Genomic DNA, 15,194 nt, shown 5'->3' on the forward strand with positions numbered 1-15,194 from the left:
TTTTATCCCTACATTCTACCCTTCATCGCTCTTCTGTGGCAACCGCCGCCTCCACTAGCAGGTATCTCATAGTAGCTGCAATCCCAATCGCCGCAAGCAACAGCAGACCCGCCAACACCAAGTATCCGACTCCTGCCCCCGTGTAATCGATCATCGCCGTAAACAAACCGATCAGGATCAGACGCATCATCATGCCGATGGAGTTGAAAAAGCTCATCACCCGCCCCATCTGATGCTTCGGCACAACTGTCATATAGAGCGATTGCCGAATCAAACGCACAGAAGCGTTACTCCACCCGTAAAACGTGTACGCCGCAATCAGCGCCCAGCCATACGGCAAAGCAATCATGACGACAATGGCAATCGCGAATAGCAACGTATTGCCGATCATGGCTGCCAGCTCCCCCATCTTGCGTACGACGATCGCAACGAGTAAACCTGCCGCCACAGCACCCAGTGCATACGTAACCTCTCCTAGCGAATAAACCGAGACACCCGCTTGCAACGTTTGGCTTATGTAAACCGGCTTCAATAAGTTCGTCGCCATAACAGCAATGAAGGGCATCAGTGCGGATATACCAAACAGAAGAAATCCTTTCTTTTGCCGAATGTACCGCCAGCTTTCCATCAGCTGCACCGTCCACGCGACACCCTGATTTTGCTGCGCTTCTTTTTCCAGTGTGAAGGTATACGTCATGGTAGACAGCAGGGTAAAGGCGAACAAGTACGTAATCGCATTGAAAATAATCACCACATGCAGCCCGTAGGAGCTCAGCAAAATCCCCGCAAACGCGCCAGCAAGAACGGATGCCGTCTGTCCTTCGATCTCGAGCAGACTGTTGATGCTATTGTAGTGCTTGGGCTCAAACGTCTCCTGAACCAACGCAGACTGGGTCGGGTAATGAATCTGATACATAAAGGTCGTCGTCAAATAGATAACAATCAGCATCCACTCGGTGTACTCTCCGAAAAAGCCCCAGATCGCGAGCAGGCCAAGTACGCCAAATCCGATCAAGTTTTCTATCAGCAGCATTTTCTTGCGGGAGTAACGATCGATGAGCGTCCCGATATACGGCCCAATAAAAAACATCAGTACCGCAGAAGTAAACATAGTGGAGCCCAAAAGCTGAGCAGAGCCTGTGGTTTCCACGAGGAACCAGGCAATCCCGATCATCGTCATGCCTTGCCCGAAACCGGAGAACAAATTGGAAAAGAACAGCTTTCGAAATGGTGCGTAGGCAAATACCTCTCTCATACAGACAACTCCTTTGTAAGAAAACCTCCGTCGACTTTTCAATCATCTCACTATTAAGATTGTACTGACTATTTTATACTTTGTAAACTAAAATGTTTATTAAATTAGTTCACTCTCTCTCCAATAGAAAAAGCCCCCGGTTCTTTTTAAAAACCGGAGGCTCATTTACACAGATATCTTATTTTACAAAGCTCAAGAGCAGCTCGCGAACGAATTTGGACGCCGCGATTTGCGTCATTTCACTGTGGTCATACACAGGAGCAACCTCCACCAGGTCACAACCGATGACATTCGCACCGTTGTTTGCCATGAAGTGAATGGTATCGAGCAGCTCACGAGACGTGATGCCGCCTGCTTCTGTAGTACCTGTTCCTGGAGCGTGCGCAGGGTCCAATACATCGATGTCAATCGTCAGGTAGATCGGACGGTTGCCGATGGTAGGCAGCACTTGCTTCACTGGCTCCAGTACATCGTATTTGTACAGGTGCATGTTTTCTTTTGCCCACTCAAACTCGTCCTTCATCCCGCTGCGGATTCCGAAAGAGTATACATTTTTACCGCCAATCAGGTTGCATACCTTTTTGATCGGGGTGGAGTGGGAGTATTCGTATCCCTCGTAGTTGTCACGCAGGTCTGTATGCGCGTCAAAGTGGAATACGACCATGTCCTTGTACTTTTCATAAACCGCTTGGAATACTGGCCAGGAAACCAAGTGCTCTCCGCCAAGACCCAATGGGAATTTGCCATCTGCCAATACTTTTGCCACGAATGTACGGATCGCGTCCAGGCTACCTTCCACGTTTCCAAAAGGAAGTGGAATATCGCCGGCATCAAAGTATTTGATGTCTTCCAACAGCCTGTCCAAGTATGGGCTGTACTCTTCCAGTCCGACAGAAACCTCACGAATACGGGCAGGGCCAAAACGAGATCCCGGACGGAAGCTCACCGTCCAGTCCATCGGCATACCGTAAATAACCGCTTGGCTTTCTTCGTAATTCCCGTGACTACGGATAAAGACATTTCCAGAGTATGCTTCGTCAAAACGCATAGGTGTAGTTCTCCCCCGATTAGTCGCGGGTCAGCTCAGCCACAAAGTTAGGCAGTTTGAAAGCAGCGTGGTGAACTTCCGCATTGTAGTATTTGGTGCCCAGATCTTTGATTTTCGCTGGATCTACTTCCAACGGATCATGTTGCTTGGAAGCGATAGTGAAGCTCCACAGTCCAGATGGATAAGTAGGGATGCTGCACGTGTAGAGACGAGTAACCGGGAAGATCGATTTCAGGTCTTTGAACACACGCTTGATCAGTTCACGGTTGAACCAAGGAGATTCCGTTTGAGCAACCATGATACCGTCTGGTTTCAAAGCATCGTGGATGCCTTGGTAGAAACCTTTTTCGAACAGACCTACAGCAGGTCCTACTGGCTCTGTAGAGTCGACCATGATCACATCGTACTCACCTTTGTGGTCATGAATATGTTTAATACCATCGATGACTTGTACATCTACACGCGGATTACCTGTCAATGCACTCGCAATCTCAGGGAAATATTTTTTGCAAGACTCAATGACGCCACCGTCGATTTCAGCCAGAACTGCTTTTTCTACAGACGCGTGCTTTACGATTTCACGAATAGCACCGCCATCGCCGCCGCCTACAACCAGAACCTTTTTCGGGTTTGGATGCGTATTCAGCGCGATATGAGAAATCATTTCATGGTAGACAAACTCATCGACATCGGTAGTCATAACCATGCCGTCGAGCACTAACATGCGACCAAACTGCTTCGTATGAATGACGTCGATTTGTTGAAACTCGGATTTCTCACTGTATAGGGTCTCTGTAATTTTCGTTGTTATCCCGTGATTTTCCGTCTGTTTTTCGGTGTACCACAATTCCATGTTCATGGCTATGTAACCTCCTTCAATTAACCGCATGAAAATACAATATAACAAGAAAATTATAGTAGCTGTCTTCCAAATTGCAAGATATTTTTCTAGCAAGGAAAGTTTAACCAGCTTGCAAGCGACACATACTACTAGTAACGTAGTATGTCCTATTTTATTTATTCAACCGCAGAAAGGAGGAGAGGCACACATGGAAGTCATTCGCGAAGCCCCATTGCTGCGCTATTTGCGTTGGGCTAAGAAATTCGTAAAATTTACCATTCTCAGCCTATTATGTTTCTCTTTTGCCATCTTGCTCCTCATTTTGTACTTGCGCTCACAACCACTCCCGGAAACATTTGTGAAGCAAACCACGACGATTTACGCTTCCAACGGAGAGGTTTTGGATACGATGCATCGTGGCGAGAACCGGATTTCTGTGCCACTTGCAGAGATATCACCAGCATTGCTTGATGCAACCATTGCTATCGAGGACCGTTCGTTCCGCGAGCATTTCGGTTTTGATTGGAAACGATTAGCCATGGCCGCTTATGTCGATGTCGTTAACATGGACATGCGTCAAGGTGCCAGTACCATCACCCAACAATTGGCAAGGAATCTGTACCTCAGCTTGGACAAGACATGGGAGCGAAAAATCAAAGAAGCCCTGCTTTCGATTCAGCTTGAACTGAATTACAGCAAGGATGAAATATTAGAAATGTACGTGAATCAGATTTATTACGGTCATTCAGCCTATGGTGTACAAGCTGCTGCCCAAACCTATTTCGGCAAGGACGCCAAAGATCTGACGGTTGCAGAGAGCGCCATGCTCGCAGGCATCCCTAAGGGTCCTACTTATTATTCACCATTTGTCGATTTGGAACGCGCCAAAGCCAGACAAAAGCTCATTTTAAATGCGATGGAGCGCGACAATCTACTGACATCGAAGGAAGCAGAGCAAGCCTACGCGGAACCAATCAAGCTGAAACAGCGAGCAAACGATAAGGTAACCGAGCCAGCTCCGTATTTCCGTGATTACATCGCTACTTTGGTAAAAAACAAATATGGCATTGACGAAGAAAAATTTATTCATGGTGGTCTAAAAATCCACACGACCCTTGATCCAGTTGTACAAAAAAAGGCCGAGGATATTGTCGCCTCCGTTTTACCGAAGAATAATCCGAATTTGCAGGTAGCCCTCGTCGCCATGGACCCTGCTACCGGCTATATCAAAGCGATGGTAGGTGGACGTGATTACAAGGTGAGTCAGTTCAATCGCGTGCTTGGCAAGCGCCAGCCCGGTTCCTCCTTCAAGCCGATCATGTATTTGTCAGCCTTGCAAAACGGCTATACACCGCTCACGTTGATGAAAAGCGAACCGACCGTTTTTACCTACGATAACAATAAGCAGTACATTCCCGGCAATTTTGGTGGAAAATATCCAAACGCACTGATCAACATGCGTGATGCAATCAAAACCTCCGACAATATTTATGCCGTCAAGACCATTGATTTTCTCGGGCCGCAAAAAGTGGTTGATCAGGCAAAGCAGTTAGGTATTACCAGCTCGATGCAAGCAGTTCCCTCTCTCGCACTAGGAACTTCACCTGTCTCTCCCTTAGAGTTAAACGCAGCTTATGCAGCAATCGTCAACAAGGGACAAGCAGTGAAGCCCATTGCGATCACTTCCATCGAAGACAGCGAGGGCAACATTTTGGTTGAAGAAAAACCTGAGAAAACGCAGGTAGCCGATCCTGTCGCATCTGCTCTTTTAGTCAATATGATGCAAAGTGTATTTGAACAAGGCGGTACGGGATATCGCGTAGCTGGTGAGATGAACCGACCGGTAGCAGGGAAAACAGGATCAACGGATTATGACGCTTGGCTGAGCGGATTCACTCCGCAGCTGGTTTCGACCGTATGGGTAGGGTACGACAAAAATCAAAAAGTCGATGACGTAAAGGAAGGCTATCTGTCCAAAAAAATCTGGGCCCAGTTCATGGAAAGTGCGCTCAAAGGTCAGCCCCCTGCCCTCTTTGACATGCCAGCTGGTGTTGTTTCTGTCTATATCGATCCTGCTTCTGGAAAACTGGCGACCGAGCATTGTCCGAATCCACAGCTCTTTTATTTCGCCAGCGGAACAGAGCCTCAAGATTATTGCATGAATCACATCCCAAAAAATGAGACACCAACACCTTTAAAGCCGCCAGATTCTTCGACCTTTTGGCAGCGCATGGGCAGTTGGTGGAAACCAGATCACTAAAGAAAAAAGGACGTTTCTCTTAATCGAGTACGTCCTTTTTGTATGCCTATTAACCTAGCGTGTTCTGATTGTCCCCGCCGCCCACGACTCCATCTCCATCGGCAAAAACATGGTCGTTGACGATCGTAATCAGACCGGCATGATCAAGCTGTTCCAACACTTCAAACAAGCTGTCCCTTTTTCCAGCAGGGAGCTTGCGTACAAAATTGTTTATCTCGGTCGGAGTCACATGTGTGCGGAAATGGACGCCACCGTGCCTCACAAAATGATCATGCGATTGTTCATTACCACGGAGATCTTCTTCCAATGGGTACCGCCCCTTCCGTCAAACAGTTTGGTTCAATCCCCATTAGTGTTCCGCGATTTCCCAAAAACTATGATGAACGCCGACAATTATATAAGACAAACAGGGAAAGAGTGACGGCTCTCTCCCTGTTTGTTGACCAAGTGTACATGTAACACAATATGGAAATAAGTTTACCTGACTTCAATTGTGTGAACAATTGATTTCACGATTTGTTCACAGACCGTTCACGATTTCCAACTTTAGGACAAATTTTGCTTTAATTCCTCGGTAGAATTCTCATACATAGCCTCGTTATTTTCAATCAAAAGCTTTTTCAGAGCAGCTTTTTCCTTCTCAGATAGATCGGTCAGCATAATACGTCTCTTCATGGAATAATCCATGCGATTCACGTGATCCGCCAAAAGTTTGTAGCCCCTACGCGCTTCCCGATCGATTTCCATGTAGCACGCAGTCGCCCCTGCATAATAAGGACCGGCTTCATTGCGATCGACTGTTACCCAAACGAGCCAATAAGGCTTTCCATTTGGTACTTCTTCTTTATTTGTCGTCCATTTGATGCCCTTTTCTACAGAACTTTTGGCATGTAAGGCACCCATGTCAATGTACGCTTCGTCCCCATCGATAATGACCGAGGACACAGCATTCAGGTCGAGCACACCTTGACCAAAACCGCCGTGTACATCGGTTTTTCCACTCATGATGGTAAAGCCGCCTTTTTTATTATCAAAAATATCCATTTGAATAACCTCCAGACAATCATTCTCCTTCCTTTTATTCTACTCGAAAAACGTGTGATGACGCAATTTGCCTATGTGCCCAGTTATTTATCCATGGGTTTTTGGGTGTTTCGTTTTTTGTTTACGAGCTGGATCATTTTTTCGATGCCCCACATGATCAGGATCGTTACGATTGCTGTATGGACGGCCATGGCAACTTTCATGACTAACAGTTCGCCTAGCATCGTGTCAGAAGGAACAATAAACAGGTAGTACACAAAGCTGATACAAAGAACACTTAGAAAGATCAACCAGCCTCGAAATCCTAGCGTGAAGCGAATGGAAGCAGCGATGAGCAAACCAATCAAAGGCCCCGCAAACATCAATGAGAATACGAAAGGACCGAGTATGAACCAGACAATCCAATTATCATCCATTGTCTTACATCCTTTGCTTTTGATGACTACACATCATTGGAATCCGTAGTTTCTTCTACTTCAGCCAGTCCACGCTCATCAAGCACGTAACGTCTGCCTGTTTCTTTGTAACGCTCCGAATCATCTGATGAGAAGCGTTTGATCAGAAACCGCGCTGGCTCCGCCCCCTCTACTGCTACAGGCGGCTGGAATTCCAATTCTTCACCATCTCGAACATGGATAACAACAATACGATCGTGATATTCAATAGACAGGTCTTCCCGTACTTCTTTTTTATTGGCGTCGAGCGTAAAGGTCTGTCCGGACTTGTGTATCGTCACCTCAGGAAAGCTTTTGTCATCTTGTGCAATGATGTAATATAGGTAGTCCGCATTTTGATCCGGAGCATTGCGTAACCCTGGTTGTAATTCATCATCTCCCTGTAGCAATCGCGTTACTTGGTCGATGACCTCTGGTATGCTCGGCAGTTTGGCGTGTTCGCCTTTCACGTAGTATCGTTTTTTCATATCCTTCTGGGCGTAATTGGCACTCATATACGGAACTGTACCGTCCCCAACGCCAGGATCGAGAATCGGGGACCATTCGTTATAAAACGAATCATAGAAGTAACCCAGCAATGTTACTTGGCCGGTACCCACAATGGAATACTGTGGAACATTGATCGTCTTGTTATCCCACTTTTCATGCATCTGGCCGCCATGTCTGACGAGCGGCGCATAGTCGAGGCGAATATTTTTGTCCTTTAAAAAATCATCATAGGTGTAGTACTGAATGTTACTCCTTTTCAGGAAGCCAACCGTTTCAAAGTATTTCTTAGAGGGTAGCAGCTCGTAAACGGCAGGTGCATAAGAGGAAATCACTTTCCCCGTTTCCTCATCCAACCAAGGGATCGAAAAATTGTATCCGTGCTTAAGAGCCTGATATGCACGTGGAGAGCCAAGGAAGGGTGTGCCCATGTACACGACACGATTCACTTTGCGCTGGTAGGACACATTGGATAGAAGTGTTTCTTTTACCAAGAGCCCACCCATGCTATGTGCCACCAAATGCACCTGATTTGCCCCGCTTGCCTTCAGTGCTGCATCGATTTTCTCTTTTAGAAGCTTGGCATTTTTGGTGCTGCTGTACCGCCAATCGTACGGTAGTGCAAATAAGGTTCGGTGCTTTTTGTATCCCGCCTTCTCCAGTTCCTTTACCATGCTGTAATACTGTTCGGTAAGTTCTTTTAAAAACGGTGCATAGGAAAGATATTCGATGGCGTAAAAATCATCTTTTTCCGGGTGGATCGTCGCATCACGGGCAATTGGCTGTACATCTATACTATTTGGCTTGATCGGCTCCAAGGAGAGTAGCCGACGGTGTTTAGGATCATTAATACCAATGAGACTATCGCCAAGTCCCAACCATATTTCCGATCTCTTTCCATTCTGCTCTGCTTCGAGTCGCGATCCACCCACTCCCGGGATTAAAATAACCGGAATCGTTCTGTCTCCTATATAAAGACTGTACGAGTTAGCAGTAAAACCCGAGCGTTTGCTGGCCATAACCTTGACTATGTAGGTGCCAGGATAGGCATTGAAGATAATATGTTCATCCGAATTCTTCGCTTTCTCGGAACTAGCGACGACTTTTCCAGCCTCGTCGAGCAGAAATACGTCCATATCCATTCCAGTAGGGATATCCTTGAGAGAGACCTCCACAGTAGAGGAGAGCGGAAAGGATAAGCTGTAAAAATCTACATCGGTCCTTGAATGAAGATTTCCTACGATATTTCGGTTGTATGCATCCAGCTTGTATGCCGCTTCCATTGTGTCGTTCGGCTCGTATCCATCTGCCTTACCGCCTCCTCCATGATCCGCAGAAAAATCAGCTCGTAAGCGGTAGTAGTAATCTTTCGAAAACGAGCCCTGCTTTCCAACTACCTTGATGTAGTACCATTTGTCTTTTTCCAGTGCCAGTCCCTCGATGAGCTCAGACTCATTTCCATGCTGCTGTGAACGGGCAAGCTCCCTTTCCCCCTCATCATACACATACAGATCGTAGTCTTCGTTTGCCGGAATATCTGTGAGGGAAATATTCATCTGTCCCTTTGTTGTTCCTCTGATTTTCCAAAAATCCACATCATCTTTGCTGCTAATCTTTCCATGGCTGTCCTTTCCATCAAATAACCAGTCCGATCTGCTGCCCAAGGTATCATTCGGTTCTACCTCAAAACGAACTTCTCTATTTCGAAGTTCCGCTTCTCCTGGCTTATTCTCGCTTGAAAAATGCGCATAGAATTCCTCTGCTAGCCGCGAAAGCTCTTCATCAGAGGCATCCTGCTCCTGTTTTTGGTCTGCCTCTTCCGGCGGGGCCTCGTTGTTGTCTTCGCTCTCTCGTTCGACCAACGTTAACGGCTCTTCCTGATCGGCAGCCATTTCATCCCAAGGCGCCTTTTTGATTTTTATTTTTTCTACGGTCGGCTCTATGTGTTCAGGTAACGACAACTCCCAACTACGTAACGGCCCCTCCGCATCATCTATGAACATCGTTATCTGGATAGGGCTATCATCCATAGGCATTATAGCGAGGGAAATCTGAGACTCCTCGTGAAAAGAACGGATTTTACTGACGCTGTCCTGACTGACAGAAAGCTCGACTTTATCCGGAGCACCTGATAATTGTGCCTGAAAACGCACCTCTCCCTCGTCGATCCAGGCCCACGCCTCCTCTACGAATTTCTCCCGTTCTTTTGCCCAGCCCTGTTCCACTGTATTTCCCAAGCATAAAGCGAATAGGAGAAGCACACAAAGCAAGCGCCGCGTGATTATTCCCACAAAAATCCCCCTCATCCTTTTTCTAGCTTTACAGTAGAAAAAGACAGAGAGGGGGTGCAAATATTTTTACTGCGTCGTATGGTTGCGGATTCCTTGTCGTTCCCATGCATTTGCAATGATACGGAAGGGTAGCGCATAATCTTTTATTTCGTGCCCTTGCCCAGAAGCTTTATTTTGATAGGGGAAGCCCTTGTTCACGTCAAAACGGAAGGAAACAGAGTAATAGACTGCGTAGCTCGCATCCTTTTGGAAGCCATGCTGTTTATCCCCCATCAAAGGCGTATCTACACCCACTTCACGAGCTCCTAGCTTGGAAGCGGAATAGGAAGGGCCTCTCCAGAGCTGAGGAGTCGCTTGTTGCAGGGCTAACAACGACTGTAACGGCGTTTGGCGTATGCCTGTTTCTGAAATCCATGCTCGCGCAGCTGTCACGACTGGAAACTGATTACTCACGGGATGGCGGTGTCGATCCTGTAGCTCTACTTGTGTCAAGATGCGCTCACCCGCATAGTAATCATTTGGCTGGCTGTTTGGATATCGGTCTCTGGCATGATACGCTTCCCATTCGGCTGTATGGCGAATCGAGCCTGTTGCATTGGGCTCAAAGACCTCAAAGGAGCGCTCTCCCCCTTTTACCGTAATGGTATAGCGTCCTGCCATCGTTTTGGAGAGGCTCCGAGGCTCACACACCTCTTCATCTTCGTCGTTCATAGCGCAACTCTCGTAGGACAGTTCAAAATCGACCTGATAATCCATCACGATGACAAAGCCGTTGATTTCTGCTTTGTATTTTTGCGATTGGAGCACTTGGCGCCAAGTCGTCTGTGTTGGGATCGTGGTTCCTGTGTACACGGCCTCTGAGCCTGTAGATGCACTGCTTACCTGCCATTGCATCGGCGCTCCGGGGCCTGTTAGCTTCAGATCAAGCTGTGGTGGTGTATAAACCGCCATACTCTTTGCATCTGAAATCCACCCCGGATTCGCAGTGACAGTTACGTTTTTGATCGTGTCCCCGCTGACTGAACTCTCCAATTGCGCTTTAAATTGCGTGATTTTCTGATTGATCTCCTGCTCTGTTTTTTGGAAGCCTTCGTTTATTTTCGACTGATCAATGACCACCCGAATCGTCGCAGGCTCACGTTCCCACACGCCATCTGCATGTAGCGGCAGTTTTTGTAGCTGTCTACCATCACTGTCATAAATCTCTAACCCAATTTCACCGCCATCAAAATCTCCTCCACCATCAGGCGGCTCCGGAACTTCTCCACCGACAATCTTTACTGGCCAAGTGGCACGATTGTCTGTCCAGTTCGTCTCGTTTTCCGGCATAGATTTCCCAGGGTTGATATGGGCGATAAAATCCTCGGATTTTTGCGGATACTTCGTCGGAACCGTGATCTTACGCACCTCACCCGGCTTGAATTCATTCACGTCCAAGCGAGTTTCCTTTTCTGAGCTCGCCCAGCGAACAGCCAATTTTGTATCATGCGTTAATTTCCCGGCATTCTTCACGTTGAAGGTAATCGTCGCATCCGTTCCTGCGGCTTGAGGGCTCTTCGGATCAATTTGAAAGCTCGATTTCACAATCAGTAAATTCTCTCCATCCGGTTTTGGAACGCCTTTACCGATTTGCACAAAAAAATGACCGTCGCAGCCGTCACTCTGGGTTGAATAAAATTGCACCTTGTACAGTCCTTCTAAAAGAAGACCATTTTCGTCTCTAGGGAAATACACCCAGTGGCTATTTGTGGAGGTGCTTGAGCTATCGAGTGCCTTTCCGTTTCGCTTTCTTTCCCAGGAGCCAGACGTAGGATCAAACCATCTCATCGAAAAGTGACTATCATCCGACAAAAACATCCGAAACCGATGCTTGTCTGGAATCTCATCTGCCGCCATTTCAATGGTTTCACCACGTTGAATATCCTTGCTCCACTTTCGGTTGTTTCGATCGATTTCTACTGACGCGAGAATATCCCAGCATTTTTGGTCAGATTCAATGGTGAATCGCACCTCACCCGTGCAGCCCGTCTCGGACTCGAACAGCAGTAAGATTTCATCACCAACATCTACGCTTGCCGGCAACATGAGCCTAAATGGCTCGTCCGCCGCAAGCTTGTCTGTTAACGCTGTTTTTCCTTCGGGGGTCTTCCAATACCAAGTACCAGATACCTTAGAGGAAAACGATAGATTGGTATCGTATTGATCTCCAGCCTCCGTAAAGTACTTGATGTATATGGGGTCTTTCAATGTAAATCCTGAGCTGACCGATCCATTCATGCCCTCACCTTCAGGAGAAAATGGCAGAGGTGGTTCGCTATGTACTAAAAATGAAACCTTTTTTTGATCAGCGATCGAGCAGGAAGCATCTTTTACCACAATCGTTATTTCCCAATTGCATTCAGGTCGCTCCCTCCACTTTGTCCCATCGAGGTTTAGCTTTAGTTTGTACGTTTTTCCTCGCTCGAATGGAAAATAGTACGGGTTATAAGCATTTCCGAATGGAAGCTTTAAACTGGAGGAATCATAGGGTCCCCATCTGCCATTGTCATTTTCTTTGACTGGCAAGGTATAGGTTTTTCCGTTTGGAAGGGATACATCCCACTTGAGCGATGCCTCCGAGCTATCTCCGTATTTGGTTGTGTATTTAGCTCGGAACGTAAGCGTATCGAACGGCATAATTTCAATGGTTTGACCGTTTCTTACTGCAGATGCCGACAGCGTAACGATGGGGCATGAGTCTTCGCCGTCTGGCGACTCCACTCTAAAATATTTCTCCCAGCACTCTGTTCCATCATCACTGGTGTAGACGATTTTTACCCGTCCAGAGCTACCGATGCTTCCTGTCCCGACTTTCCTGTTGCCATTCGCTCCAGGCTTCATGTCATAACCATTCATCGTGTATTTTCCTGGTTTATTGGCAGAGAGAGTGATATCGGCATTTTTTTCGACAGCAATATCCGAGCCGCCGCTGGCAACAGCATTGTGGTCTTTAATATCCTTGTCGCCAACGACTTGAATATTCAGTCTGGTTTTTGTTGATCCGATTGTACATGCTGGACCTGGGTCAGGCTTTTCGGGATCAGGCTTTTCCGGTGGGGTTACATCACCCACTGTGAATTGTGCTGTATACGGTGCCGAAACGCTTATGCTGCTTGATCCTTGGCGGCTTCTTTGATGCAGGTCAGTGATGGTTAGCGATATTTCATACAGGCCTGGCTCAGTAGGCTTATATTCGGTATTTTTAAAGGTCCACTTGTAGCCTGGAGGACTGCTTGTCTCGTTTACCTTGGGGACGGCCGTGCTTGGATCGTTGAATTTTTGATTAGACAAGATGCTCTTGTATCCACGTCCTGTTGTCTTGTTGATCACGCTTAAAGACCATACAAAAATGCCGCGGTCATAGTAAGAAAAGTCCGTGGCATTTGCATGGATCTCAACTGTTTCGTTGAGGTTGTATTTTGTTTTGTTGGTGGTTATGCTGCCGCTGGGTTGTGGGGTGGTTCGGAAGTGACCTACTGAGAAGTATCCGCCTTTGCCGTCTGGGACGAGGTTGTCCCCTTTGGTGTAGCCTGCGCCGCCTGAGGCGGTGGCTAGTTCTGCGAGGTTGTAGGCTTGGTAGGGGACGAAATTCGGTACTGAATCACTAGAGACTTCCTTACTATAAACATTACCCGTTCCTCCAAGAATGTAGTTTGGATTTCCTCCGAACCGTTTAATCCAATATGACGTTTCGTTTTCGTCAACAAAGTACCACCCTCTATCTGCCTTTTGGTTTACATCAGCAAAGCCCAATACTCTATTAGTATCAATAACTCTGTCTACTTCAATTTGAGAAACTGTTGCTCCGAGTTGTCCTTCTATTCCTTCGATTAAAAGAAGATAAAAACGCCCTTTGGGTGCAAGCTCTTTATTCGAATCAACAGTTGCTACTTTAATGTTGTGATAATTAGGCGAACCATACGTCGAGTTTGGGTAAATAATAAAAAAACCGCACAATAGGAAAAGAGAAAGCATAGAATAAACTATTCTATGCTTAGTTAAGTGGATATGCATTTACTTCGTACCCTTCGTTTTATAGAATTTTCGGGTGTTATTAGTTTTCTCTAAAGAAGGTAATTTGGTATACAAGTATATACCTGCATCAGTCGAGTCATTGTTATTTATGACATTAAAAGAAAAAGAACTTGTGTTGTTTAATGGAATGTTAAAAGATTGATTGTTTATGAAACCTTCCAATTCATTTTGCTTTGTAAAAAATTGTACTAATATCATAAAATCACTATCACCCTTAGGCACCTTCCCACTAATCTTCCCATTCACAACCTTCAAGCTCTTATGAAACTCATCCGCAAATTTAGCCCCTTGCTCAAGCTGCCATTTATCCTTCCACAAATAACGCAAAATCTCCGCCGCTTCTCCTCGCGTCACAGGTAAATCCTCACGAAATTTGGGCTGACCACTTGGTGCTGGCTTCATCCATCCCCACGTGATAAGCGCCCCAGTATTGGTTAAATTCGGATTCTTTTCACCCCGAATCGGCTTCCACGCAGCATACACCAGCGCTGCCGTTTCTTCCTTCGTCAACAGCCTGTTCGGCTCTACCTTTACCCCCGCCAAAATCCCCGCCTTCCGCGCCTTCTCATAGCTCCCCTTCGCCCAATGCCCTGCTGGGAGCTCCGGAACGGGGGCTACCTCCTTCAATCCGCGAATCGCTACTAAACTCGCGATAAACTGCCCCTGCGTGATTTGGCTATTCGGATAAAAGTTCCCCTTGCTATCCAGCCATAAGTAGTTCTTCTGTACACCGAAATCAATGGCTGCCTTTGCTGTATGTGAAGCGTAATCCTTCGCTGACGCAGTAGCCTGTACGGTTTGACTATCTGCTACTCCAGTAAGCCCTGCCACTGCGAGAACAGCTGCTAGTAGGTATGACTTCATTGCACGTTTGTTCATGGAATGACCCCCTCTTTATCGGATATTTTACCTATATTATCCATTTTTAGAAAGAGTCTGATTTAGGTTCCTTTGTAAAAAGCTCCGCAACGTATTCTCGGGTACCGCACCTTCCAGCTTGTCGATCACCTTACCTTGTTCGACGACAAAAACAGTGGGGGTTGCCTCTGCCCCGAGGCGCGACGCTTCATCTAGCTCTTTCTGCTCATGGATATCCAGTCGTTGGATCCAGTCGGGTGGATACGCCTGCACGACTTTCTCAAATGTCGGGCCGAACTCCGTACAATATCCACAGCTATCACTATAGACGTACACCACTCTTACTTCATGCGCACTGGCTGTCCCCCAGCACGCACTTATACCGACGGCAAGCATAACAACACCGAGCACGATCCACAGCCACCATCGCTTGCTTCCACTCACGTCCATCTCCCTTTCGCGAATCAAAATGTTTCATAACCTATGCACTTGTCAAAGATCGATGCCCGTATTATGCGGCTCCGAGCTGAGACAAAAAAAGCCAGCCCCATTGGACTGGCTGACATGTATAAAAAAAAGACG

The 15,194-nt window shown here is 46.8% G+C and carries 11 protein-coding genes; 1 reads left to right on the plus strand and 10 read right to left on the minus strand.

Annotated elements, in window-relative coordinates:
• Positions 1-22: 22 nt before the first annotated feature.
• From HPY31_RS05605 to speE, 3 genes are all read right to left on the minus strand, one after another.
• Positions 23-1,255 carry an MFS transporter gene (locus HPY31_RS05605; RefSeq protein ID WP_172139223.1) on the minus strand — a complete coding sequence of 411 codons (1,233 nt, stop codon included), beginning with the start codon at positions 1,253-1,255 and terminating at the stop codon, positions 23-25.
• Positions 1,256-1,433: 178 nt separating this feature from the next.
• Positions 1,434-2,303: an agmatinase gene (speB, locus tag HPY31_RS05610; RefSeq protein WP_172139225.1), complete on the minus strand. Its 870-nt coding sequence runs from the start codon at positions 2,301-2,303 to the stop codon at positions 1,434-1,436.
• Positions 2,304-2,322: 19 nt separating this feature from the next.
• Complete coding sequence (speE, locus tag HPY31_RS05615) at positions 2,323-3,156, minus strand: polyamine aminopropyltransferase (RefSeq protein WP_026134007.1); 834 nt, start codon at positions 3,154-3,156, stop codon at positions 2,323-2,325.
• A 196-nt stretch (positions 3,157-3,352) separates the two neighbouring features.
• On the opposite strand from speE, the gene HPY31_RS05620 reads away from it, so the two are divergent.
• Entirely contained in the window at positions 3,353-5,404 is a 2,052-nt protein-coding gene (locus HPY31_RS05620) for a transglycosylase domain-containing protein (RefSeq protein WP_172139227.1), read from the plus strand.
• Between the two features lie 49 nt (positions 5,405-5,453).
• On the opposite strand, the gene HPY31_RS05625 is transcribed toward HPY31_RS05620, so the two are convergent.
• The 7 genes from HPY31_RS05625 to HPY31_RS05655 all read right to left on the minus strand — a co-directional run bounded on the left by HPY31_RS05625 (position 5,454) and on the right by HPY31_RS05655 (position 15,062).
• A complete protein-coding gene (locus HPY31_RS05625; protein WP_064200364.1) occupies positions 5,454-5,711 on the minus strand; it encodes a hypothetical protein in 258 nt (85 codons plus the stop codon).
• A 239-nt stretch (positions 5,712-5,950) separates the two neighbouring features.
• On the minus strand, positions 5,951-6,448 hold the full coding sequence (locus HPY31_RS05630; protein ID WP_016740146.1) for a YwhD family protein: 498 nt from the start codon (positions 6,446-6,448) through the stop codon (positions 5,951-5,953).
• Positions 6,449-6,531: 83 nt separating this feature from the next.
• Complete coding sequence (locus tag HPY31_RS05635; protein ID WP_172139229.1) at positions 6,532-6,864, minus strand: hypothetical protein; 333 nt, start codon at positions 6,862-6,864, stop codon at positions 6,532-6,534.
• A gap of 26 nt (positions 6,865-6,890) precedes the next feature.
• Entirely contained in the window at positions 6,891-9,680 is a 2,790-nt protein-coding gene (locus tag HPY31_RS05640) for a lipase/acyltransferase domain-containing protein (RefSeq protein ID WP_172139231.1), read from the minus strand.
• A 66-nt stretch (positions 9,681-9,746) separates the two neighbouring features.
• Positions 9,747-13,676, minus strand: a complete 3,930-nt coding sequence (locus HPY31_RS05645) for an ABC transporter permease (RefSeq protein WP_253901696.1) — start codon at positions 13,674-13,676, stop codon at positions 9,747-9,749.
• 57 nt (positions 13,677-13,733) lie between these two features.
• Entirely contained in the window at positions 13,734-14,633 is a 900-nt protein-coding gene (locus HPY31_RS05650) for an S-layer homology domain-containing protein (RefSeq protein ID WP_172139235.1), read from the minus strand.
• Positions 14,634-14,669: 36 nt separating this feature from the next.
• The gene (locus tag HPY31_RS05655) at positions 14,670-15,062 is read right to left on the minus strand and encodes a thioredoxin family protein (RefSeq protein WP_172139237.1); all 393 of its coding nucleotides are present in this window, start codon (positions 15,060-15,062) and stop codon (positions 14,670-14,672) included.
• Positions 15,063-15,194: the final 132 nt, after the last annotated feature.

Origin of the sequence: Brevibacillus sp. HB1.3, from assembly GCF_013186635.1 — a bacterium.
In the GTDB taxonomy this organism is placed as follows: Bacteria; Bacillota; Bacilli; order Brevibacillales; family Brevibacillaceae; genus Brevibacillus; species Brevibacillus brevis_D.

What these genes read in the sequence shown, in the direction of transcription:
- HPY31_RS05620 (WP_172139227.1), top strand. Translation starts at nt 3,353, where the DNA reads ATGGAAGTCATTCGCGAAGCCCCATTGCTGCGCTATTTGCGTTGGGCT.
- HPY31_RS05635 (WP_172139229.1), bottom strand. Translation starts at nt 6,864, where the DNA reads ATGGATGATAATTGGATTGTCTGGTTCATACTCGGTCCTTTCGTATTC.
- speB (WP_172139225.1), bottom strand. Translation starts at nt 2,303, where the DNA reads ATGCGTTTTGACGAAGCATACTCTGGAAATGTCTTTATCCGTAGTCAC.
- HPY31_RS05630 (WP_016740146.1), bottom strand. Translation starts at nt 6,448, where the DNA reads ATGGATATTTTTGATAATAAAAAAGGCGGCTTTACCATCATGAGTGGA.
- HPY31_RS05605 (WP_172139223.1), bottom strand. Translation starts at nt 1,255, where the DNA reads ATGAGAGAGGTATTTGCCTACGCACCATTTCGAAAGCTGTTCTTTTCC.
- HPY31_RS05655 (WP_172139237.1), bottom strand. Translation starts at nt 15,062, where the DNA reads ATGGACGTGAGTGGAAGCAAGCGATGGTGGCTGTGGATCGTGCTCGGT.
- speE (WP_026134007.1), bottom strand. Translation starts at nt 3,156, where the DNA reads ATGGAATTGTGGTACACCGAAAAACAGACGGAAAATCACGGGATAACA.
- HPY31_RS05650 (WP_172139235.1), bottom strand. Translation starts at nt 14,633, where the DNA reads ATGAACAAACGTGCAATGAAGTCATACCTACTAGCAGCTGTTCTCGCA.